Origin of the sequence: Streptomyces coacervatus (genome assembly GCF_029223485.1) — a bacterium.
Classification (GTDB): Bacteria; Actinomycetota; Actinomycetes; order Streptomycetales; family Streptomycetaceae; genus Streptomyces; species Streptomyces coacervatus.
The window spans coordinates 310,107-333,140 of sequence record NZ_JARHTP010000006.1 but is presented as its reverse complement, the minus strand read 5'-3'; the positions used below and the strand labels follow the sequence as shown (position 1 = coordinate 333,140).

Here is a 23,034-nt window from a genome sequence, read left to right as displayed (position 1 = left end):
CGTCGCCGGCAACCGGGAGCAACTCCCATTGAACGCCCTGGTCAAGCCTTGATCAAGTCATTGACGGGGACACGACTTCGTGGGGATAGTGCAGGCGGTGACCGGATAGCGACGCTGATCGTGCAGGGCTGACCCCCCTGTCGACAGGTTCGAAACGGTGACCAGCGGGGGGAATGGGACTCGGGCCTGTCAGGTTGCTGGACGGCTTAATCTGCACCATCCCCTCTTCTCAATAGCCGACGCGGAGCCGGGTTATGACATGGCTCCGCCCGCCCAGGGGGTTCATCTTCATGAATGGGAAGCTTCGTGCTGTGCTGGCAAGCGCCGCCGCGCTGCTTGCAGTCACGGTGACTGCGGGTCCGGCATCCGCGGCAGAGATGCAGCCCATGAGTAAGCACACCGGCACGACAGGCTGCTTCAACTGGTCATGGGCAGACGGGTGGGACAGCACGACTGTGTACTTCCACAACACCTGCAAGACCACCCACGTCATAGAGATCACGTGGAACCATGACCTCGAGTACGACGCCTCCATACCGCCGGACTACAAGAGCAGCCACAACGGCTTGGGCAGCATGACGCACCTCTACGACCGCGGGGCCTGTGGGTCCTTCTGTTAATTCCCGGCCTCGACCTCCGCGTCGGCCTGCTCGTAGAGGTAGATGTCCTTCTTCGCGAGCGGGTCACGCCCGGCGCGGACCCGTTCTGGAAGCCGCCCCGTCGGGCGGATGCTGCCACGCTGACGTCGCTTGCTCTTGGTTTTCGCCATGATTCTGGAACCTATTCATGGTTAATGCCATGGCTACGACGACCAGCGCGTTTACCTCAGAGAGGTAAACGCGCTGGTCAGACACTGTGCCCCCGGCAGGATTCGAACCTGCGACACCCGCTTTAGGAGTGGGGTCGGATCCTTGCCGGGTGGTACCAGGCGCTGCCGCGCGATGCTGTTTTCCCTGGTCAGAACCGCACGGCGAGTCACTTGATCCGGCTCATGCCGCCCGCTATCGGGCCGTCCGCTCACGCATCGCTCACGCGCTGGCGCCTGCTGAGCAGTGCGTGGTCAGATCTGGCCGAGGTCGATCTCCACCGGGAAGGGGGCCGCTACCTTGAGGACGCCGGTGAACACGTCTCCGTCCCGGTAGGTCTTCGTCGCGGGGTCGAGAACGTAGGTGTACACGAGAGGAACGCCTGTCGCGGCCTGTTCGATCCGCCAGTAGAAGCCGATGCCTGCCTTGGCGTACTGGTCGACCTTCACGATCCGGTCGGTGGTCTCCGAGCCTGGTGACACCACCTCCGCGACCAGCAGCACGTGCTCAGGGCGGGTGGGGGTGATATCGATCGTGTCTGCGCGGTACACGACGACGTCCGGTCGCCGATTGGTGAGCGGGACGTCCTGAAGTCGGACGTCGAAGTCCGTGTCGGCGTTCCACTCCGCGCCCGCGGCGGCGTCCAGGGCGTTCGCCAGAATCCGGGCCAGCCGGTTGTGCCGCTTGGACGCGCTCGGACTCACGACGACCATCCCGTCCACGATCTCGATACCGGCGCACTGCTCCTCGGACCAGGACTCGTACTCCTCCGCCGTGATCTGCTCATGCATCCACGCCGGGGCCACCATCTCGGCCGTCATGAAGCACCTCCCGGACACTGGGCTGCGGGCCCGATCCCGCTGGATTCAGGGTACTGTCTGCCATCCGTCCGGCACGCTGATCTCGCTCACGCCACCTCCCCGTCGGCCGGCATCCGACCAGCGATCCCACGGCGAGTGAGGAACCGGCGCGGTGGACTCGTCGCCAGGGGAAGTGGACTCCAGACGCGAGGAAGGCCCCCCGTTCGAATGGAACGGGGGGCCTGGAACTCCCTTACCTGCGGTGCAGGTGGTGCCCCCGGCAGGATTCGAACCTGCGACACCCGCTTTAGGAGTTTTCCCCGGGTGGGGCTATGACCTGCGGAAACGTTGACTACAGGGTGCCTGGCCTGGGAAAACACCCCTCCGTAGTTCTCGCGTGTTCACGGGGTTTCCCGGCCTCATGGGTGCTGCATCCGTTCTGGCCGGGTGGCTGCTTGGGCGGCGGCCGGCGGGCCGACCGCTGGGCCGATCACCAGGTTCCCTTCGCGGCAGACAGGAGATGCTCGCGGACGAGTGTCACGTGCGGGTTGGTGGAGCTGCCCGGGCGTTGGACGAGGTAAGCGGTGTTGATCGGCGGGTCCTCCGGTTGGTGCAGCAGTTGGAGGGCGCCGGAGGCGAGTTCGGTGCGGCACAGGTAGCTGGGCAGGACGCTCCAGCCGGCGCCGACAGTGAGGGCGGTGAGGACGCTGCGCAGGTCAGGGACCGTGATCGCGGCCTGGGCGTGCAGACGGCGGTCGAAGACGTGGCGCCAGTAGCGGCGGGCGATGGGCAGGTCCTCGGCGTAGGCGATCAGTGGGAGGCCCTCCAGGGCAGCGGGCAGCTCCTGCCCCTTGAGCCGCTCGGCCCATACGGGGGCGCCGACCAGGACGAATTCCTCGTCGGCGAGGAGTTCGGCCTGCAGCATCCGGCCGCGGGGCCGTCGCGTGGCGACGACGAGGTCGTGGTGTCCAGCGCGCAGTTCTTCGAGCAGCGGTTCGGCCAGCCCGATGGCCACCCGCAGCCGGACGCCTTGCGCGACCAGCGGGGCCAGCACCTTCAGGCCGGCCACGCTCATGAACTCCGCGGGCCCCGCCAGATGCACCGGTGGCACGGTGCTGCTCGGCTCCTCGTCGGCGATGACGGCCAACTGGTCGAGAGGGGCGGACAGCCGGGTGGCGAGTTCGTTCGCGTGGGGCAGCGGGGTGACGCCTTGCGCCCGGCGTTCGAACAGCTCGCGGCCCAGGCGGTTCTCCAGCGCCCGGATCTGCGTGGTGACGGTGGACTGCGACAGGCTCAGCCGACGTGCAGCTGCGGTGAAGGAGCCCAGGCGGTGAACCGCGAGGAAGGTCCGTAGCAGGTTCAGGTCCAGCGGACCGGACGCATGAGTGTCGTGATCGCTCACGGATCCGAGCCTACGAGGTACGCGCGGCAGTCACACACTGCCTGCCCCAGGGGCAGCGAGGCATCGGCTCATCGATAGCTGGTATCGGGTGCTTCATTGGCGCGGATTCTTCAGCAGCTCTAGCTTCGAGACCAAAGAGCACTGGGCTTGAGAGACCGCCACCGTCGGTGTTGTTCGGCCGCACTCGGCCCCGAACGTGCAGTTGGCCGGCCAAGGAGACGTGGGAAAAGTGAGACGGAAAAAGATTCTGGCGGTGGTGACCAATCAGGCCACCTACGGGGCGAGCGAGCACCGGACCGGCCTGTGGCTGGCTGAACTCGTTCATTTCTACGACAAGGCGGTGAAGGACGGCCACACGGTGGATGTGGTGAGCCCGGCGGGCGGCGAGGCGCCGCTCGACCCTCGAAGCCTCGGCCGCCTGTTCGTCGACCGGACGGTCCGCGGATATCTCGACGACCCGGCCTTCATGGACGCTCTGCAGGCCACCGCTTCTGTCGGCGACACGGATCCGGACGACTACTCCACGATCTTCTTCACGGGTGGCCACGGCACGATGTGGGACTTCCCCGACAGCGCTGATGTGCAGCGAACGGCCGATGCCATCTACGCCGGCGGCGGCATCGTCTCCTCGGTCTGCCACGGCGCCTGCGCCCTGATCAACCTCCGCGACGGCGACGGGAACCCGCTTGTACAGAACCGCACTGTGACCGGCTTCGCGACCGTCGAGGAACGACTGGCCGGTGTGAAGAGCAGGGTGCCGTTCCTCCTGGAGGACGAATTGCGCGCGAAGGGAGCCAAGTACGTGCGAGGCACTGTCCCGATGACGCCCCATGCCGTGCGGGACGGCCGCCTGATCACGGGCCAGAACCCGGTGTCCACCAAGGCCGTCAGCGACCTGATTCTCGCTGCCTTGGCTGAGACCGAGTAACCAGTACGGAGACCTGGGCGCCCGCATCTGCCGGGCGCCGACCGATATCCCGGCTCTAGGAGACCGCACCATGTCGAAGATCCTTTTTGTGATGACCGGCGCCGACCACTGGACGCTGGCGGACGGCACCAAGCACCCGACCGGCTTCTGGGCCGAGGAAGCCGTCACCCCGTACCAGGCGTTCACTGCCGCCGGCCACGAGATCGTCGTCGCCACCCCGGGCGGCGTTGTACCGCCCCTGGACCAGGGCAGCCTGGCACCGCAGTTCAACGGCGGCGAGGAGGGCGCCAGGAAGATGGCGGACGCTCTCGCCTCGATCAGCGAGATCCAGCACCCCATCAGGCTGGAGGACGTCGACCTCGACGACTATGCCGCCGTCTTCTACCCCGGCGGACACGGCCCCATGGAGGACCTGGCCGTCGACGCCACCTCCGGCAGGCTCCTCATCGACACCCTCGCCTCGGGCAAGCCGCTCGGCGTGGTCTGCCACGCCCCGGCCGCTCTACTGGCGGCCACCAAGGGCGACGGCACCAACGCCTTCGCCGGCTACCGGCTCACAGGCTTCAGCAACGCCGAGGAGACCCAGGGGGGCCTCGCGGCGGGCGCCAAGTGGCTGCTCCAGGACCGCCTGGTCGAAATCGGCGTCGACTACCAGGAGGGCGAGCCGTGGGCCCCGAACGTGGTCGTGGACCGCAACCTGGTCACCGGTCAGAACCCTGCCTCCGCCGGACCGGCTGCGGCCGAAATGCTCAAGAAGCTGACGTGACGTAGTAGCGCACCCGCACCTGTTCCCGTACCCAACATCCGCATCCGTACGGCGGCGGCTGGTGCCCGTCCCGGTCTACGCGCTTTCCCGGGCTCAAGCAGGCCGGTGATGTCGCGACTCCGGCGTGCGTGCATGCGGTCGGCACTGCTGGCAGGCGCACACACCGCCGCCCGTCAGGTGCCCGAGAAGGAGAGACGTGAAAGCAATATCGATCAAGGAACCCGGAGGGCCGGAGGTCCTGGAGTGGACCGTGGTCGAGGACCCGTCCCCCGCCGCGGGCGAGGTGATCGTCGACGTGGTGGCCGGCGCGGTCAACCGAGCAGATGTCGCCCAGCGGATGGGGTTGTACCCGGTCCCGCCGGGAGCATCGCCCTACCCGGGACTGGAGGTCTCGGGCCGGATCAGCGCCGTCGGCGAAGGAGTGACCCAGTGGCAACCGGGCGACGAAGTATGCGCGTTGCTTGCCGGGGGCGGGTACGCGCAGAAGGTCGCCGTCCCGGCCGGCCAGCTGCTCACGGTGCCCAAGGGCATCAGCCTTCTCGAAGCGGCGGCCCTGCCGGAAGCCGCCGCCACGGTGTGGTCGAACGTCTTCATGACCGGCGCTCTGGAGGCGGGCGAAACCTTCCTCATGCACGGCGGAGCCGGCGGCATCGGCACGATGGCCATCCAGCTCGCCAAGGCCCGCGGCGCCCGCGTCGTCACCACTGTCGGCGGCCGCGAGCAGGCCGCCAGGGTACGAGACCTCGGCGCCGACCTCGCGATCAACTACCGCACCGAGGACTTCGCCGAGCACGGCCCGTACGACATGATCCTCGACGTCATCGGCGGCCACTACCTCCAGCGCAACGTGCACTCACTGGCCCCGGACGGGCGACTGGTCGTCATCGGTCTGCAGAACGGCCTGGAGGGCGAACTCAACCTCGCCGAACTCCTCTTCAAGCGCGCGTCCGTACACGGGACCACCCTGCGCTCCCGCCCGACCGGGCAGAAGGCAGCCATCGTGGCCGAGGTCCAGGAGCACGTGTGGCCACTGATCGAGAACGGATCCGTACATCCGGTCATCGACCGCACCCTGCCCATGACCGAGGCTGCCGAGGCCCACCGGATCCTGGACGCCCACCACTTCGGCAAGATCGTCCTGGTCAACCCCGACACCGCGTAACGCCGACGCCTATCGCTCACGAAGCTGACGGCAGGGTTGTAGTGCGCGCCGGAAACGGCCCGAGGAGCGCGGTCGGTGCGCCCACGCCGAAGACGCCGGCGAGCAGGTTGGCCAGCAGCAGTACGCCGACGTCGTGCGTGCCCGGGGCACCCGCAGTGGATCGGCGGACCCACGCTCAGCCCGTGCGCGATCGGCTCCGTCCTGCGCATGACGAGTTCCCCGGATAGGGCTATGACCTGCGAAAACGTCTGGCCCATGCCCATGCCCAGCCGGTCCAGTGGTCGACGAACCAGGCGAAGCGCTGGTGGATGGGGTCGTCCATCTGGTCGGCGTAGGCGTCGGCGTGTACGTCGATGAGGCTCCCCGCCTCTGCTCGCAGCCGCATGTGTGCTGCGAGTACGAGGGCCCTTCCGCCCGATGGACGGAAGGGCCTCTGACCAGGTGTTTCTCTGTGCCCCCGGCAGGATTCGAACCTGCGACACCCGCTTTAGGAGAGCGGTGCTCTATCCCCTGAGCTACGAAGGCAGGGATGTGTGGGCAAATGTGTTGGAAAGCGGCCGTATCGGATGGATCCCGTCCCGAAAGGCCCCAGACACCCACACGGTGCCCCGCCGAAGCGGTGCACCGTTCACAGTCTAGCGGTTGTCGGTCGGGGGGCGGAGCGGGATGTGCTGTCTGTCGTCGAGGCGAGGTCCCTCCCGTGAGAACCGGAAGACAAGCCCTTGTGCGACGGCGCGACAGCGGGGTGAGGGTGTGCCGGCCGGTGGCCGCACGGATGTGCGCGGGGGAGTGCCACCGGCCGGCGCCGGTCGTGGTCGTCTCCTACGGGAGTGACCAGAACCGGGGATCAGAGGGGGTCGGCAGCCGTGGGCGACGGTGCCGCGGCTGCCGCGGCCGGAACCTGGAGGTGGTGGTTTCCGGTGGCCGATGTGCACGGTTCCAGCAGGGCGTAGTAGGCCATGACGCTCCCGATCTGCCTGGTCAGGTGGAGTCCGGCGGCGTTCGCGTGGTGCGCCAGAGCGGCCGGACGGACCTGGTGGCGGTCGAAGAACTCGCCCACGACGAGACGACCGGTCGGCTTGAGCACCCGGCGCAACTCCTTGAGCGCGGACGGGAAATCAGGGATCTCACCCAGCGCCGTGACCAGGTAGGCGGCGTCGAAACTCGCACTCTCGCAGGGGAGTTCCCGCGCGTCGGCCAGGGTCGGGACGATGTTGTCGATGCCCCGGTCTGCAGCGCGGCGCATCACATGGTCGAGCATCTGCTGCTGGATGTCGACGATCTGCAACGTGCCGTCGGGGCCGAGCCGCGGAGCCACTTCCAGCGCTTGCAGCCCGGTACCGGGGCCGATTTCCAGGACGCGCCCGCCAGGCTGCGGCCGGAGCAGGCTGTTCAACCGCTCCTGGGTGAGGAACGGCAGCGGAAGATCGAGAATCCAGCGCTGTGCGTAGGGGTACGGCGCGGAGTCGGACGCCCACCAGGCGGCAGCGGCTGCCGCCGCCGATACGCCGGCCAATGCACAGGCACCCGCCTTGCCCCGGGGAAGGCCGAACCGTGAAGAGAGTCGTTGCATGGTTTTTCTCCAGCGCGGTATGTCTCACGAGGAAGCGCTCAGTGTCCGGATCTCCGAGTCCGTACCTCAGTCCGTACCTCAGTCCGGACCTCCGAAATCCACGACTTACGCTAAGGGGCCGTCGACCGGCCGTGCCACGAGGGAAGGCCCCCGAAACGGGGGTAGGGATAACCCACCTCTCCGCTGTCGTCGCAGCGAGCGGTTCTGTGCACTGGGCGGCGCCCGGTACACGTCCGGCACATCGGCCACGTATCGAACAAATATGGCTTTGCATTGCATCGTGTTCTCGCCGTTGGGTTTTCCCAAGGTGGTGTGGGAGTTCCAGGACGACGAGAGAAAGTGGACATGATGGATCAAGGGACTCTGGTTCCTGAGCGCGCCCTGCTCGACCTGACGCTCACCAGTGCCGAACGGGATGAGCTGGGGCAGGTGGCGGCCCTCCTGGCAGACGCCGGGCGGCGGCTGATCGACGACCGGGAGTGGCTCACACAGGCCCGGGAGCTGTCGTGCCGACTGCCCCTGCGGTTGCGGGAAGCGGTACGCCGGTTCCGGCACGACCCGGGCGACGACGGAGTGATGGCTCTCCGGAACCTGCCCGTCGGCGATCCCGGCCTCCCCGCGACTCCGACCGTCACGGAATCGGTGGAACGTACGGTGACCGTGCCGGCTGCGGTCGCCGTACTGATCAGCCTGTACCTGGGCGAAGTCGTCGCCTTTCGCGACGAGAAGTCCGGTGCGCTGGTCCAGAACGTGGTGCCGGTGCCGGGACGGGAGGGGTCGCAGAGCAATGCCGGCTCGATCCCGCTCGAACTGCACGTGGAGAACGCGTTCCATGCCCACAGACCCGATTTCGTCGGGCTGCTGTGTCTGCGCAACGACCATTCCGGGACGGCCGGCACGCTGGTCTCTTCGGTGCGGCGGGCGGTCCGGCTCCTTCCGCAGGACGTCCGGGACGTCCTGTTCCAGCCGCGATTTGCCACGGAGCCACCGCCTTCGTTCCGGGCGGCAAGCTCGCTCCACGGCCGCGGCACCGTACCCGCGAACGAGTCCCACGCCGTCCTGGGAGGACTGCCGGACGACCCGAACGTACGCGTCGACTTCCACGCCACCTGTGCCCTCGACGACACCGCGAAGGCAGCACTGGAACTGTTGCGCAACGCGTTTCTGGAGGTGGCTGCGTCCCTGGTGCTGCAACCCGGCGAAATGGCGTTCCTGGACAATCGCATAGCCATTCACGGCCGTACTGCATTCACACCGCGCTACGACGGCCGCGACCGCTGGCTCCACCGCACCTTCGTCCACCTGGACAACCGCCGTGGCCTGGCGCAGCGGGTGGGCGGCGGCCCCGTCATCAGCTGAACAGCACGGACACCAGGTGCGCCGGCGGCTCCGTCAAGGGAGCCGCCGGCGCACTGTCGCACACAGGGGGCGTTGCCTATGGGGTTGTCGGTCTGCCGGGTGCTGCGGAACTCCTAACCGGACATCGCGACGAGCACCCGGCGCCTACCGGTGAAGGCCCGCCGGCCGTGGCCGACCAGCACATTGTCGATCAGCATCAGATCCCCGGTCCGCCAGTCGACGTCGACGGCCGCCTCCAGACCGCGGTCGCGCACCTGCAGGACGTACTCCGGGGGAATCGGGCTGCCGTCGGCGAAGGTGACCGTCTGCGGCAGCTCGTCCATCGGCAGCACCTTGGCCAGGGCCGCCGCGTCCTTGCCCAGGGTCGCCGGATGCCACTGGTCCGACTGGTTGAACCAGACTTCCGTGCCCGTGACCGGGTGCCGCAGGATCGACTGCCGGGCGTGGGTGATCCTCAGATCGTCCCCCCGGCGCCATTCCCAGCTCGCCTCGGCCTCGGTGAGGAACCGCTCCACCTCGTCGCGGTCCTCGGTCTCGAAGGTCTGCTGCCAGCTCTTGCCCAGGCCCCGGCCGCCGTGCAGGTTCTGGGTGTAGCGCACGCCCCCGGCGAACGCCTCCCGCACCTCGTCGTCGAGGGAGGCGAGCCACAGCGCCCCGTCGACCACCGGAGTGGCGCCGCCCGTCTCCGCTGCGACGGCGCAGAAGAACAGCAGCCGACTGGGCCAGCGGTGCGCGTACGACAGCTCGTTGTGCATCGAGATGACGAACTCGGCCGGGTACTCCGTGGAGGTGTACACGTTCTGGCCGACCTTGGTCCGGGGTGAGTTTCCGTGCACATAGGCCGCCCGGCTGGGCAGCAATTCGTCGATGATCGGATCGAGAGACATCTCGTCCACTCCGAAGCCGCGGAAGACCACGGCCTTCTCCTTCACCAGAAGGCCGCCGATGTCCGCCGACTTCACAAATGTGGAAAGTCCCTCGGCGCTGGCCTCCAACTGCACATCCGCCGGGCTTATCTCCAGGGGACTCCACTCGTGACCGTCTTTCATCGAGGCCGCCCCTCCCTTCCGTCGATGATTTCCAAAGGTGCCGAAATTAGCCGTTCGAGCATTCTGACAGTCGTGTCTATATAGCCTCTACATGCTCTGGTCGGGGTTTTCGGCGAACGGTATAGACGGCTTATAGGGGAGCGCCGCACAGTGTCGTTGATCCAGTCTCATTCAACCTAGGAGCGAAATGGCCGAGCAGAGCGCCGACGTGCAGATCTACGACGTCGTTCTCAATGACGAGGAGCAGTACTCGATCTGGTGGGCGGACCGGGAGATGCCCGAGGGCTGGCGCGCCGAGGGCACCCGCGGCACCAAAGACGAATGCCTGGCCCATATCGACGAGGTCTGGACCGATATGCGCCCGCTGAGCCTGCGCCGGCGCATGGCGGAGAGCGCGGCGAGCTGAGGAAGCGTCCGCTGCGGACGGACCACGACCTGGGCGAGGCCCCATGGCCTCGCCGGGGGTCGGATCCCGGCAGTCGTCCGGCGCACAACTGATTGCTGAAGAAAGTCGCTTGGGGGAAGAGGAAGCATGAGCACCGGTGACGAGCCGTCCAACGGACAGGGCAGGAACGAGCTGCGGGAGAAGCTGCTGCGGCGCTGGTTGTCCGGGGACCGCGGAGCCCGTCGCTCACGGATGACCAGGGCCGATCGCGACCAGCCGCTGCGGCTGTCCTTCGGGCAGCAGCAGATGTGGTTCCTCAACCAGATGGCTCCCGACAGCCCCGAATACCTCGTACCGCTGGCGGCCCGGCTGCGGGGGCCGCTGGACGCCGAGGCGCTGCGCGCTGCCCTGGAAGGCATCGTCACCCGGCACGAGATCCTCCGCACCAGGTACGTCCTGTCCGGCGAGGAACCCGTCCAGGTGGTGGACGCGCCGCGGCGGCTGGAACTTCCGGTCGTCGGCCTGTCCGATGTGCCCGCGGACCGGCGCGCCGAGCGTGCGCGGGAACTGGCGGAGCAGGAGGCGTCCGTCCCCCTCGACCTGGCCCGGGACTGGCCGGTGCGGGCCAAACTGTTCCAGCTGGACCACGCCGACCACATGCTGGTGGTGACCTTCCACCACATCGCCTGTGACGCCTGGTCGATGGGCGTGTTCGCCGACGAGCTGAGCAGCCTGTACACCGCGCACACCGCCGGTCGTACGCCCGAGCTGGAACCTCTTCCCCTCCAGTACGCGGACTACGCCGCCTGGCAGCGCAGGGAACTCGCCGACGAGACGCTGGAGGCCGAACTCGCCTACTGGCGCGAGAAGTTGGCAGATCTTCCCGTACTGGAACTGCCCACGGACCATCCGCGGCCCGCGCTCCGCGACCCCAGTGGCGAAGGAATCGCCTTCGCCATTCCCGCCCACCTGGCCGAGCGCATCGGAAAGCTGGCCAAGGACAGCGGAGTCACCCGGTTCGTCGTCCTTCTCACCGCTTTCCAGATCCTGCTGTCCCGGTACACGGGGACCACGGACATTCCCGTGGGCACCACGGTCTCCGGACGCAACCGCCCCGAGCTCCAGCGACTCATCGGCTACGGCATCAATGTGCTGGTCGCCCGTGCCGCGTGGAACGGTGACCCCTCGTTCAGCGAGCTGCTCGCCGCCGGACGCGGCACGATCCTGGACGCCTTCGAACACCAGGCGGTTCCCTTTGCCCGCCTGGTCGACGAACTGCAGCCGGAACGGGATCTGTCCCGCAGCCCCCTCTACCAGGCCGACTTCATCCTGCGCGAGCGGCAGGGCGCGGGCCTGGAACTGCCCGGCCTCGATGTGGAGCCCGTGACGGGCGACGCGATCGTCAAGTCCGATCTGACACTGGACGTGGAGGATGCCCGGGAGGGCGAGCTCAACGCCCGGCTGATCTTCGCCACCTCGCTCTTCGCACGCGAGACCGCCGAGCGCATGGCGGACCACTACGTCCGACTGCTCGACGGCCTCACCGCCGCGCCGCAGGCACGGCTCTCCACGGTGGATCTCCTGTCGGACGGCGAGCTCGACCGTCTGCTCGACGTGTGGAATGCGACCGTCGAGTTCCCGGTGGGTGAGTGTGTTCATGAGGTGTTTGCGCGGCGGGCGGCTCGGGTGCCGGATCGGGTTGCGGTGGTGTGCGGGGAGCGTTCGCTGACGTATCGGGAGGTGGATGAGCGGGCGAATCGTCTGGCGCATCATCTGCGTGAGCTGGGCGCCGGCCCGGAGGTCTTGGTCGGCATCTCGCTGGAGCGGGGCATCGAGCTGATCCCCACGATTCTCGGTGTGCTCAAGTCGGGTGCGGCGTATCTGCCGCTGGATCCGGTGAACCCGGATGAGCGGCTGGCGCATATCGCGGGGGATGCGGGCGCTCTTGTGGTGGTGACGCAGGAGAGTCTGGCCGGGCGGGTCGCAGGGTTCTTCGGCGGTGGTCTGGTGGTGGTCGATGGTGAGCGGGATGCCGCGGCCATCGCGGCCCGGCCGGCCGCCGCCCCGGTTGCGCTGGGAGGTCCGGACCATCTCATCTATGTCATCTACACGTCCGGCTCGACCGGTAAGCCGAAGGGCGTGAGTTTGACGCATGCCAATGTGCTGCGGCTTTTTGCGAGTGCGCAGCAGCACTATGGCTTCGGTGACGGTGATGTGTGGCCGTTGTTCCACTCGTATGCGTTCGATGTGTCGGTGTGGGAGATGTGGGGTGCGTTGCTGCATGGTGGGCGGTTGGTGGTGGTGCCTGCGGCGGTGACGCGTTCGCCGGAGGAGTTCCTGGATGTGCTGGTGGGGTCGGGGGCGACGGTGTTGTGTCAGACGCCGTCGGCGTTCCGTTCGTTGTCGGCTCTGGCGGGTGCGGGTGATCCGAGGGTCGGGGAGCTGGCTCTGCGTGCGGTGGTTTTCGCGGGTGAGCGGCTTGAGCTGAGTGAGTTGCGGCCTTGGACGGACGTGATGGGGTATGAGCGTCCGGCGTTGGTGAACATGTACGGGATCACCGAGACGACGGTGCATTCGACGTTTCATCGGGTGACCGAGGCGGATGTTGGCCGGTCGGATCGTAATCCGGTGGGTGTGCCGCTGTCGGACACGGCGATTCATCTGCTGGATGGGCAGGGCCGGCTGGTGCCGGTGGGTGTGGCGGGTGAGATGTATGTGGGTGGTCCGGCTGTTGCGCGGGGGTATCTGGAGCGGCCGTCGTTGACGGCGGAGCGGTTTGTGCCGGATCCGTTCGGTCGGGCGGGTGCGCGGATGTATCGCAGTGGGGATCAGGCGCGGCGTCTGGCGGATGGTTCGCTGGATTTCCTGGGGCGTATCGACAAGCAGGTCAAGGTCCGTGGTTACCGGATCGAGCTGGGTGAGATCGAGGCCGTGCTGCGTGGCCACGAGGCTGTCCGGGATGCGGTGGTGGTCGCCCGGGAGGGCCGGGACGGCGAGAAGTCGCTGGTCGCGTATGTGATCGCGGAGACCGCCGTGCAGGCGGAGGAGCTGCGCGTGCATCTCGGCGCGAGCCTGCCGGACTACATGGTCCCGGCCGCATACGTCACGCTGGATGCGATTCCGCTGACGCCGAACGGCAAGCTGGATCACCGCGCCCTGCCGGCCCCGGACGCGGCGGCGTTCTCGGCCAGCCGGTATGTGGCTGCCCGCACCCCCGTGGAGGAACGTCTTGCCGCGATCTGGTCGGAGGTTCTCGGCCTGGAGCGGGTGAGTGTCGAGGACAGCTTCTTCGACCTCGGCGGCGATTCCATCCGTGCCGTCCGCCTGGTCGGTGAGATCCGGGCCGGCGGCTATGAGGTGTCGGTGCGCGATGTGTTCGAGTTCCGGAGTGTCGCGGAGCTTGCGGGCCGGTTGTCGGGGCAGACGGCGGGTGAGTCGCTGATCGCGGCGGTCGAGCCGTTCGCGCTGATCGGTGCCGAGGACCGGGCCGCGCTGCCCGAGGACGTCGTGGACGCCTACCCGCTGTCCCAGCTCCAGACCGGCATGCTGGTGGAAATGCTGGCCAGCCGTGACTCCGGCGAAAAGCTTGCTGCCTATCACAACGTCAATTCCGTTCGCTTCGACGACGAACAGCCCTTCGTGGTGGATGCGTTCCGTGCGGCACTGAATGCGCTGGCGAGCCGTCACGAGGCACTGCGGACCTCGATGCACCTGAGCGGCTACTCGCAGCCGCTCCAGCTCGTCCAGGCCACAGCTGAACTCCCTTTGACAGTCGCGGACTTGCGCGGCCTGGGAGTCGAGGAACGGGAACGTCGGAAGGGCGAGGACCTCGCCGAGGAACAGGCCGGCCTCTTCGACCTGGCCAACCCCCCGCTGCTGCGGTTCCGCGTCCACCTCGAAGACGGTGCGTGGCAGCTCACCGTCGTCCACTGCCACGCGATCACCGAGGGCTGGACGCTCAGCGTGCTGCTGACCGAGGTCGTGGAGTGCTATCAGCACCTGCGTGACGGTCGTGAGCTGCCCGAGTACGTAGCGCCTTCGGTGCGTTACGCCGATTTCGTCGCGGCGGAGCTGGAGTCGCTGGGCAGTGAGGTCGACCGGTCGTTCTGGCGGGGCGTGGTGGAGGAGCATGCTCCGTTGCGGCTTCCCGCGGAGTGGGCGGGGGCGGAGGAGGGTGCGCCGGAGCGTCATGGTGTGCAGGTGCCGTTCGCGGATCTCGAGGACGGGTTGCGTGGGCTGGCGCTGAAGGCGAACACGTCGCTCAAGAGTGTGCTGTTGGCGGCTCATCTGAAGGTGATGAGCTCGCTGACGAGTGAGGATGCGTTCCATACGGGTGTGGTGTTCCACGGTCGGCTGGAGGCTCCGGGTGCCGATCGGGTGCTGGGTATGCACTTGAACACGGTTCCGTTCCCGGCGGTCCGTCCGGCGGGTACGTGGCGTCGGCTGGTGGAGCAGGTGTACGCGCAGGAGGCGGAGATCTGGGCGCACCGCCGCTATCCGCTCCCGGCCATCCAGCGTGAGACCGACAGCGGCCGGCGTCTGCTCTCGGTGATGTTCGAGCACCAGAACTTCGACCAGCTCGATTCTCCCGTCATCGACAGCGGCGCGGACACGAAGGGCGCCGCCAACGAGTTCTCCCTCAGCGTCGTCGCCGCAGACGGAGCCTTCCACCTGGGAACGTCCACGTCGGCGCTCGACCAGATCGCCGTGACGCGCCTTGCGTCGATGTATCGGTCGGTGTTGGAGGCGATGGCTGCGGATGCTGAGGGAGATGCGTCGGTGGCGTGTCTTGCCGAGGGTTCGTGGGGCCGTGCGCGGGGTGAGGTCGTCGAGTGGTCGGGTGGCAGCACGCTGGAGTTGTTCGAGGCTCGGGCGGCGTCGGCGCCGGGGTCGCCTGCTGTGGTGTGTGGCGATGAGTGTGTGACGTTCGGGGAGTTGGAGGGGCGTGCGAACCGGCTGGCGCATCATCTGCGTGGGCTGGGTGTGGGTGCTGGTTCGGTGGTGGGTGTGTGCCTGGATCGTGGTCCGGGTGTGCTGGTGGCGATGCTGGCGGTGTGGAAGGCCGGTGCGGGGTATGTGCCGGTGGATCCCGGGCTGCCGGGTGAGCGCCGTGCCTACATGCTCACGGATGCCGGAGTGTCGGTCCTGGTCACTGAATCCGGCGTGGGGGCTGCGGAGTTCGACGGCCATCGGGTGCTGCTGGATGCGGACGCTGAGGCGATTGCCGGTGAGTCGGCCGGGTCGTTGGGTGTGCGGCCGGGTGCTGGTGAGCTGGCGTATGTGCTGTACACGTCGGGGTCGACGGGCCGGCCGAAGGGTGTGATGATCCCGCACCGGGCGCTGGTGAACCTGCTGATGTCGATGGCGGGTGTCGCCGGTAGTGATGCCGGGAGTGTGTGGCTGGCGTCGACGTCGATCTCGTTCGACATTTCGGGGCTGGAGCTGTTCCTGCCGCTGATCAGCGGCGGACGTCTGGTCATTGCGTCGGCTGGCGAGGTCAAGGACGCCGAGGCGCTCGTATCGCTGATCGGTGCGAATGAGGTCACGCATGTGCAGTTGACGCCGTCGGGTTGGCGGTTGTTGCTCGCGGCCGGGTTCGCGGATGACGCGGTGACGGCGTTGGTGGGTGGCGAGGCGTGTTCGCCGGAGCTGGCGGGTGAGCTGCGGGCTCGGACCCGGCGTCTGGTGAATGTGTACGGTCCGACGGAGACCACGATCTGGTCGACGTTCTGGGAGGTGCCCGAGGAGACCGAGTCGGTCTCGATCGGGGGGCCGCTGGCCAACACCGACCTGTACGTGCTCGACTCCAACGGCCGGCCGGTGGCCGACGGCGTCAGCGGTGAGCTGTTCATCGGCGGTGCCGGTCTGGCGCGCGGCTATATGGGGCGTGCCGATCTGACGGCGGAGCGGTTCGTCCCCGATCCGTTCGGCCCGGCCGGTTCCCGGCTGTATCGCACCGGCGACCTGGTACAGCGCCTGCAGGACGGCTCGCTGGACTACCTCGGTCGCATCGACTCCCAGGTGAAGGTGCGTGGTTACCGGATCGAGCTGGGTGAGATCGAGACCGTCCTGCGGGCCCACGCGGCGGTGCGGGACACCGTGGTCTCCGCCCGTGAGGACCACGTGGGCGACAAGACCCTGGTCGCCTACGTGGTCGCCGACGACGCGATCGACACGGCCGACCTGCGGCGTCACCTCGGGACCACGCTGCCGGAGTACATGGTCCCGGCGGCGTTCGTGGCCATCGACCGGATCCCGTTGACCAACAGCGGAAAGGTCGACCACCGCGCTCTCCCCGCGCCGGAGGCGGAGATGTTCTCGGCGCGCCGGCATTACGTGGCGCCCCGCACCCCGCTGGAGGAGCGGCTGGCCGTGATCTGGGCGGAGGTCCTCGGCCTGGAGCAAGTGAGTGTCGACGACAGCTTCTTCGACCTCGGCGGCGACTCCATCCGAGCCGTACGCCTGGTCGGAGCGCTGCGCGCCGCCGGCTACGAGGCCTCGATCCGTGACGTGTTCGAGCACCGGAGCATCGCGGAGCTTGCGGGCCGGTTGTCGGGACAGACGGCGGGTGAGTCGCTGATCGCGGCCGTAGAGCCGTTCGCGCTGATCAGCGAGCAGGACCGGGCCGCGCTGCCCGAAGACGTGGTCGACGCCTACCCGTTGTCGCAGATCCAGACCGGCATGCTCGTCGAGATGCTGGCCGCCGGCGAGGCGGGCGGGAACCTCTACCTCAACGTCAACTCGTTCCGCATCCCGGATGCGCGGCCCTTCTCGGCCGAGGCCTTGCGGGAGGCACTGAACGTGGTGGCGGGCCGCCATGACGTCCTGCGTACCTCGATGCACCTGAGCGGGTACTCGCGGCCCCTGCAGCTGGTGCATGCCGAGGCGGAAATTCCCCTGTCCATACAGGACTTGAGCGCGCTGACCGCCGAACGGCAGATCGCCGCGCTGCGCGAGTTCGCCGACGCGGCCGGTGCCGAGCAGCTCGAACTGACCATCGCGCCTCTGATGCGGGTTGCGGTGCACGTCGAATCGGAAGAGGCCTGGCGGCTGATCTTCTGCTACAACCACGCGATCGCCGAGGGCTGGGCGGTCAACTCCCTGCTGATGGAGGTCCTGGCCGCCTACCGGGCACTCCGCGACCGGCATGAGGTGCCTGCCTATGAGGCGCCCTCGGTCCGTTACGCCGACTTCATCGCCGCCGAGATGGACTCCGTTTCCCACGGGGCGGACCAGGCCTTCTGGACAGGTGTGGTCCAGGAGCATGTCCCGTTCGCCATGCCCGCGGGGTGGGGCGTTCGGAACGGCACCGGAGACCCCCTGCGGATCGAGCTCGATTTCCACGAACTCGAACCTGCGCTGCGGGGCTTGGCGAAGGAAGCGGGCACGTCTTTCAAGAGCGTGCTGCTCGCCGCCCATGCGAAGGTGATGAGCTCGCTCACGAACGAGGACGCGTTCCTTCTGGGTGTGGTGTTCCACGGTCGGCTGGAAGCTCCGGGAGCCGACCGCGTCCTGGGCATGCACCTCAACACGCTGCCGTTCCCGGTATCCCGTCCGACCGGGACCTGGCAGCAACTGGTCAAGAAGGTCTACGCACGAGAGACGGAGATCTGGGAGCACCGCCGTTACCCGCTCCCCGCCATCCAGCGCTCCGCCAAGGGCGACGGTCGGCTCATCTCGGTGATGTTCGACCACTTGGATTTCCACCAGGTGGACACCGACGCGGTCGATGTCGGAGCCGGCCTCGGCACCGGCGCCAATGAGTTCGCGGTGAACGTCATCGTGAACGGCCACACGCTGGTGATCAAGGCGAACGCCGACGCGTTGAGCCCGGCCACGGCCGAGCGGCTCGCCTCCATGTACCGGCTCGTGCTCGAAGCCATGGCTGACGATCCGGCGGGCGACGCCACCGCCGCCTACCTACCTGAAGTGGAGAAGACCCCCGTGTCCCGCCTGCAGACCGAATCGACCAACGAGGCGCTGACCCTTGAGCTGTTCGAGGCTCAGGCGGCGTCGGCTCCCAAATCCGTTGCTGTGGTGTTCGGTGATGAGCGGGTGACGTTCGGGGAGTTGGAGGAGCGGTCGAACCGGCTGGCGCATCATCTGCGTGGGCTGGGTGTGGGTGCTGGTTCGGTGGTGGGTGTGTGCCTGGACCGTGGTCCGGGTGTGCTGGTGGCGATGCTGGCGGTGTGGAAGGCCGGTGCCGGGTATGTGCCGGTGGATCCGGGGCTGCCGGAAGAACGTCGCGGCTACATGCTCAGTGATGCCGGGGTGTCGGTCCTGGTCACCGAGTCGACTGTGGCCGCGGACGGCTTCGACGGTCATCGGGTGTTGCTGGATGCGGATGCCGCGGTGATCGCTGCGGAGTCGGCCGGGTCGTTGGGCGTGCGGCCGGGTGCTGGTGAGCTGGCGTATGTGCTGTACACGTCGGGTTCGACGGGTCGGCCGAAGGGTGTGATGATCCCGCACCAGGCCCTGCACAACCTGCTGATGTCCGTCCGGGACGACATAGGCATCAACCGTGGCAGCGCCTGGCTGGCGTCGACGTCGATCTCGTTCGACATTTCCGGTCTGGAGCTGTTCCTGCCGCTGGTCACCGGCGGGCGTGTGGTCATGGCCTCGGCTGACCAGGTCAAGGACGCCGAGGCACTGATCGAGCTCATCGGCAGGAACCGGGTCACGCATGCGCAGCTGACTCCGTCCGGCTGGCGGCTGTTGCTCGCCGCCGGCTTCGACAACTATGCCGTGACGGCGCTGGTGGGTGGCGAGGCGTGCTCGCCGGAGCTGGCGCGTGAGCTCCGTGAGAAGACCCAGCGTCTGGTGAATGTGTACGGCCCGACGGAGACCACGATCTGGTCGACGTTCTGGGAGGTACCGGAGGAGACCGAGTCCGTCTCGATCGGGGGGCCCCTGGCCAACACCGACCTGTACGTGCTCGACTCCAACGGCCGGCCGGTGGCCGACGGCGTCAGCGGTGAGCTGTTCATCGGCGGTGCCGGTCTGGCACGCGGCTACATGGGCCGTGCCGATCTGACGGCGGAGCGGTTCGTGCCGAGCCCGTTCGGCCCCGCGGGCGGACGGCTGTATCGCACCGGTGACCTGGTACAGCGGTCGGCGGACGGTGAGCTGGACTACCTCGGCCGCATCGACAGCCAGGTCAAGATCCGCGGCTACCGTATCGAGCTGGGCGAGATCGAGACCGTCCTGCGGGCCCATGACGCGGTGCGGGACACCGTGGTCTCCGCCCGTGAGGACCAGGCGGGCGACAAGACCCTGGTCGCCTACGTGGTCGCCGACGACGCGATCGACACCGCTGACCTGCGGCGTCACCTCGGGACCACGCTGCCGGAGTACATGGTTCCGGCGGCGTTCGTGGCCATCGACCGGGTCCCGTTGACCAACAGCGGCAAGGTCGACCACCGGGCCCTGCCCGCACCGGATGTCACCGCGTTTGCCGGAGCCCGGCACATCGCCCCCCGTACTCCGCTGGAGGAGCGGCTGGCCGCCGTCTGGTCCGAGCTCCTGGAAACGGAGCGCGTGAGTGTCGAGGACAGCTTCTTCGACGTGGGCGGCGACTCCATCCGGGCCGTTCAGCTGGTCGGTGCGCTGCGTGCGGCCGGCTATGAGGTGTCGGTGCGTGACGTGTTCGAGTTCCGGAGTGTCGCGGAGCTTGCGGGTCGGTTGTCGGGGCAGACGGCGGGTGAGTCGCTGATCGCCGCGGTCGAGCCGTTCGCGCTGATCAGTGACGAGGACCGGGCCGCGCTGCCCGAGGACGTGGTCGACGCCTACCCGTTGTCGCAGATCCAGACCGGCATGCTCGTCGAGATGCTGGCCGCCGGCGAGGCGGGCGGGAACCTCTATCACAACATCAACTCGTTCCGGATCCCGGATGACAACGAGTTCTCCCTGCCGGTCCTGACCGAGGCCGTGGAGACCGTCGTCCGGCGCCATGACATCCTGCGCACGTCGATGCACCTCAGCAGCTATGCGCAGCCGCTGCAGCTGGTGCACGCCACGGCCGAGGTGCCGGTCACGGTGCACGACTGGCGCGGCACGAGCGCCGACGAACAGCGCGAGGCACTCCGGGCGTTCGCCGACAGGGAATGGGCTCTCGGGTTCGACCTGGGCTCGGCTCCGCTGGTGCGCATCGCCGCGCAGCTGGAGGAGGAGGGAGCCTGGCGACTGACCATCAGCCATTCGCACGCGGTCACCGAAGGCTGGACCATCAACTCCCTGATGATGGAGATCGTCGAGTGCTACGGCCATCTCCGCGACGGTCGTGAGCTGCCCGCCTACGAGGCACCATCGGTCCGCTACGCCGACTTCATCGCTGCCGAACTCGACGCGCTGGACGATTCCGAGCACCGGTCGTACTGGCAGCTCGTTCTGGCCGGCCACACTCCGGTGCGGGTGCCCGACACCTGGGCGGACGAGAACGGTGCGGCCACGGAATTCCAGCGCCTCGCCGTGCCGTACCACGATGTGGAGGAGGGCCTGCGGCGGCTGGCCGGTCAGGCGAAGGCGTCGCTGAAGAGCGTGCTGCTGGCGGCGCACCTGAAGGTGCTGAGCACCCTCACCTCCGACGCGGCGTTCCACACCGGCGTGGTGTTCCACGGCCGTCTGGAGGCACCCGGAGCCGAGCGCGTGCTGGGCATGCACCTCAACACCGTGCCCTTCCCCGGCACTCGGCCGGCCGGGACATGGCGCGACCTGGTGGAGCGGGTCTACGCGCAGGAAGCCGAGATCTGGGAGCACCGCCGCTATCCGCTCCCGGCGATCCAGCGGGACTCCGGCACCGGTCAGCGCCTGATCACCACGCTCTTCGACCATCAGGACTTCCACCAGGTCGACGGCGAAGTGGTGGACACCGGCGCGACGGAGAACGCCGGCGGCAACGAGTTCGCGCTCAACGTCATCGTCACCGGCGGCACGGTCAAGCTGGTCACGACGACGGCAGCGCTCACCCGGACCAACCTCGAACGCCTCGGCGCGATGTACCGCGCGGTGCTGGAGGCGATGGCCGCCGACGCCGCGGGGGACGCGTCAGTGACCTGCCTTCCGCAGGGCGAGCGCGAGCTGCTTGCCGCGTGGGGTACCGCCGACACCGTGGCGTGGCCCGTCGGAACCACGGTCGACCTGGTCGAAAGGCAGGCAGCCGCCACCCCGGACGCGGTCGCCGTGGTGGTCGGTGAGCACCGGCTCACCTTCGCCGAGATCGACGAACGAGCCAACCGGATCGCCCACCACCTGCGGGCGCTCGGCGCCGGCCCGGACACCCTGGTCGGTGTGGGGCTGCACCGCGACCTCCACCTGGTACCCGCCCTGTTGGGTGTCTGGAAGACCGGAGCCGCCTATCTGCCGCTCGATCCCGCCATCCCGGCCGAGCGGTTGGGCTACATGCTCGACGACACGCGCGCCTCGATCGTCGTCACGACGGCGGACCTGATGCCCGTGCTGGGCGACGTCCACAGCGGGACCTTCGTCGTGCTGGACCGGGACCGGTCGCTGATCGACCAGCAGGCCGTCACGCCGGTCGAGCGGTCCATCGATCCGCAGCAACTCGCCTACGTGATCTACACGTCCGGGTCCACCGGACGTCCCAAGGGCGTCATGGTGCACCATGACGGTCTGGCCAACTACCTCCGGTGGACGGTCCAGGCCTACGCCGCGCACGGCACGACGGGCGCGCCGCTCTTCTCGTCGATCTCCTTCGACCTCGGCATACCCAACCTCTTCACACCGCTGATCACCGGGCAGCCCGTCCACCTGATGCCCATGGACCTGGACACCGCCGAGCTCGGCGCCGCACTCGCCGCCGCGGGCCCGTTCAGCTTCATCAAACTCACCCCCGGGCATCTGGACCTGCTCACCCACCAGCTCACCCCGCAGCAGGCCCGCGACGTGGCCGGGCTGGTGATCGCCGCCGGCGACACCTTCCCCACCGCGCTGGCCGCCCGCTGGCGCGCCCTGGCGGGGGACGAGGGCACCCGGGTGGGCTCGGAGTACGGGCCCACCGAGATCACCATCGGCAACTCCGGACAGCCGATCGACCGGCTGCCGGAGAACGAGCTCATCCCGCTCGGTGACCCCATCCCCAACAGCACGATGTACGTCCTTACCGAGGACCTCCGGCTCGCTCCGGCCGGAGTGGCCGGAGAGGTCTACATAGGCGGCACCGGCCTCGCCCGGGGCTACCTGAACCGTCCGTCGCTGACGGCGGAGCGATTCGTACCGGACCCGTTCGGTCCGGCCGGTTCACGGCTCTACCGCAGCGGTGACCAGGCCCGACGGCTCGCCGACGGCTCGCTGGACTTCCTCGGCCGTATCGACAACCAGGTCAAGGTCCGCGGCTACCGGATCGAGCTCGGCGAGATCGAGGCCGCACTGCGCGGCCACCCGTCCGTCCGGGACGCCGCGGTGGTCGCCCGCGAGGCGGACGGCGGCGACAAGGCACTCGTCGCCTATGTGGTGCCCGAGGGCCACGAGCTGGACGTGCCCCAGCTGCGCGCGCATCTCGGCGCGAGCCTGCCCGACTACATGGTCCCGGTCGCCTACGTGGAGCTGGCCGCCATCCCGCTGACCGCGAACGGCAAGGTCGGCTACCGGGCCCTGCCCGCACCGGACGTCGCCGCGTTCTCGGTGAGCCGGTACGTGGCCCCCCGCACCCCGGTGGAGGAGCGGCTGACCGCGATCTGGTCGGACGTCCTGGGGCTGGAGCAGGTCGGTGTCGAGGACGGCTTCTTCGACCTCGGCGGCGACTCCATCCGTGCCGTCCGCCTGGTCGGTGCGCTGCGTGCGGCCGGC

The 23,034-nt window shown here is 68.2% G+C and carries 12 protein-coding genes, 1 tRNA gene and 1 pseudogene (1 of these 14 cut by a window edge); 7 read left to right on the top strand and 7 right to left on the bottom strand.

Annotated features, from left to right (window positions below):
• Positions 1-254: 254 nt before the first annotated feature.
• Positions 255-620, top strand: coding sequence for a hypothetical protein (locus P2Q00_RS17320; RefSeq protein ID WP_275773435.1), 366 nt, complete (start codon positions 255-257; stop codon positions 618-620).
• Here P2Q00_RS17320 and P2Q00_RS17315 read toward each other — a convergent pair.
• The 3 genes from P2Q00_RS17315 to P2Q00_RS17305 all read right to left on the bottom strand — a co-directional run bounded on the left by P2Q00_RS17315 (position 617) and on the right by P2Q00_RS17305 (position 3,008).
• Positions 617-769 (bottom strand): hypothetical protein, encoded by a 153-nt coding sequence (locus tag P2Q00_RS17315; protein ID WP_275773434.1) that lies wholly within the window; start codon positions 767-769, stop codon positions 617-619. The genes P2Q00_RS17320 and P2Q00_RS17315 overlap by 4 nt on opposite strands.
• A 291-nt stretch (positions 770-1,060) precedes the next feature.
• Entirely contained in the window at positions 1,061-1,627 is a 567-nt protein-coding gene (locus P2Q00_RS17310; protein ID WP_275773433.1) for a Uma2 family endonuclease, read from the bottom strand.
• 469 nt (positions 1,628-2,096) lie between these two features.
• Entirely contained in the window at positions 2,097-3,008 is a 912-nt protein-coding gene (locus P2Q00_RS17305; RefSeq protein WP_275773432.1) for a LysR family transcriptional regulator, read from the bottom strand.
• A gap of 229 nt (positions 3,009-3,237) precedes the next feature.
• Here P2Q00_RS17305 and P2Q00_RS17300 point away from each other — a divergent pair, with 229 nt between their 5' ends.
• The 3 genes from P2Q00_RS17300 (at position 3,238) to P2Q00_RS17290 (ending at position 5,864) form a co-directional block, all read left to right on the top strand.
• Entirely contained in the window at positions 3,238-3,936 is a 699-nt protein-coding gene (locus P2Q00_RS17300) for a type 1 glutamine amidotransferase domain-containing protein (RefSeq protein WP_275773431.1), read from the top strand.
• Between the two features lie 70 nt (positions 3,937-4,006).
• Positions 4,007-4,702 (top strand): type 1 glutamine amidotransferase domain-containing protein, encoded by a 696-nt coding sequence (locus P2Q00_RS17295; protein ID WP_275773430.1) that lies wholly within the window; start codon positions 4,007-4,009, stop codon positions 4,700-4,702.
• Between the two features lie 196 nt (positions 4,703-4,898).
• On the top strand, positions 4,899-5,864 hold the full coding sequence (locus P2Q00_RS17290; RefSeq protein WP_275773429.1) for an NAD(P)H-quinone oxidoreductase: 966 nt from the start codon (positions 4,899-4,901) through the stop codon (positions 5,862-5,864).
• A 268-nt stretch (positions 5,865-6,132) separates the two neighbouring features.
• Here the strand turns inward: P2Q00_RS17290 and P2Q00_RS17285 are convergent.
• The 3 genes and pseudogenes from P2Q00_RS17285 to P2Q00_RS17275 all read right to left on the bottom strand — a co-directional run.
• A pseudogene (locus tag P2Q00_RS17285) lies at positions 6,133-6,222 on the bottom strand (GNAT family N-acetyltransferase); the annotation flags it as partial.
• 94 nt (positions 6,223-6,316) lie between these two features.
• Positions 6,317-6,389: transfer RNA gene (locus P2Q00_RS17280), tRNA-Arg, on the bottom strand.
• 322 nt (positions 6,390-6,711) lie between these two features.
• A complete protein-coding gene (locus P2Q00_RS17275; protein WP_275773428.1) occupies positions 6,712-7,437 on the bottom strand; it encodes a class I SAM-dependent methyltransferase in 726 nt (241 codons plus the stop codon).
• A 345-nt stretch (positions 7,438-7,782) separates the two neighbouring features.
• Here P2Q00_RS17275 and P2Q00_RS17270 point away from each other — a divergent pair, with 345 nt between their 5' ends.
• A complete protein-coding gene (locus P2Q00_RS17270; RefSeq protein WP_338059318.1) occupies positions 7,783-8,796 on the top strand; it encodes a TauD/TfdA family dioxygenase in 1,014 nt (337 codons plus the stop codon).
• A gap of 113 nt (positions 8,797-8,909) precedes the next feature.
• Here P2Q00_RS17270 and P2Q00_RS17265 read toward each other — a convergent pair whose 3' ends face one another.
• Positions 8,910-9,845 (bottom strand): TauD/TfdA family dioxygenase, encoded by a 936-nt coding sequence (locus P2Q00_RS17265; RefSeq protein ID WP_275773427.1) that lies wholly within the window; start codon positions 9,843-9,845, stop codon positions 8,910-8,912.
• 187 nt (positions 9,846-10,032) lie between these two features.
• Between P2Q00_RS17265 and P2Q00_RS17260 the strand changes: the two genes are divergently transcribed.
• Positions 10,033-10,251, top strand: a complete 219-nt coding sequence (locus P2Q00_RS17260) for an MbtH family protein (protein WP_275773426.1) — start codon at positions 10,033-10,035, stop codon at positions 10,249-10,251.
• Between the two features lie 126 nt (positions 10,252-10,377).
• Positions 10,378-23,034, top strand: partial view of a non-ribosomal peptide synthase/polyketide synthase gene (locus P2Q00_RS17255; RefSeq protein WP_275773425.1) — the beginning only. 18,426 nt of this gene lie beyond the right edge of the window; the window shows 12,657 of its 31,083 coding nt (coding positions 1-12,657); it begins with the start codon at positions 10,378-10,380; the stop codon falls past the right edge of the window.

Excerpts from the sequence above, each read along its gene's own strand:
- P2Q00_RS17320 (WP_275773435.1), top strand. The coding sequence starts at position 255 with ATGACATGGCTCCGCCCGCCCAGGGGGTTCATCTTCATGAATGGGAAG.
- P2Q00_RS17315 (WP_275773434.1), bottom strand. The coding sequence starts at position 769 with ATGGCGAAAACCAAGAGCAAGCGACGTCAGCGTGGCAGCATCCGCCCG.
- P2Q00_RS17310 (WP_275773433.1), bottom strand. The coding sequence starts at position 1,627 with ATGACGGCCGAGATGGTGGCCCCGGCGTGGATGCATGAGCAGATCACG.
- P2Q00_RS17295 (WP_275773430.1), top strand. The coding sequence starts at position 4,007 with ATGTCGAAGATCCTTTTTGTGATGACCGGCGCCGACCACTGGACGCTG.
- P2Q00_RS17275 (WP_275773428.1), bottom strand. The coding sequence starts at position 7,437 with ATGCAACGACTCTCTTCACGGTTCGGCCTTCCCCGGGGCAAGGCGGGT.
- P2Q00_RS17270 (WP_338059318.1), top strand. The coding sequence starts at position 7,783 with ATGATGGATCAAGGGACTCTGGTTCCTGAGCGCGCCCTGCTCGACCTG.
- P2Q00_RS17265 (WP_275773427.1), bottom strand. The coding sequence starts at position 9,845 with ATGAAAGACGGTCACGAGTGGAGTCCCCTGGAGATAAGCCCGGCGGAT.
- P2Q00_RS17260 (WP_275773426.1), top strand. The coding sequence starts at position 10,033 with ATGGCCGAGCAGAGCGCCGACGTGCAGATCTACGACGTCGTTCTCAAT.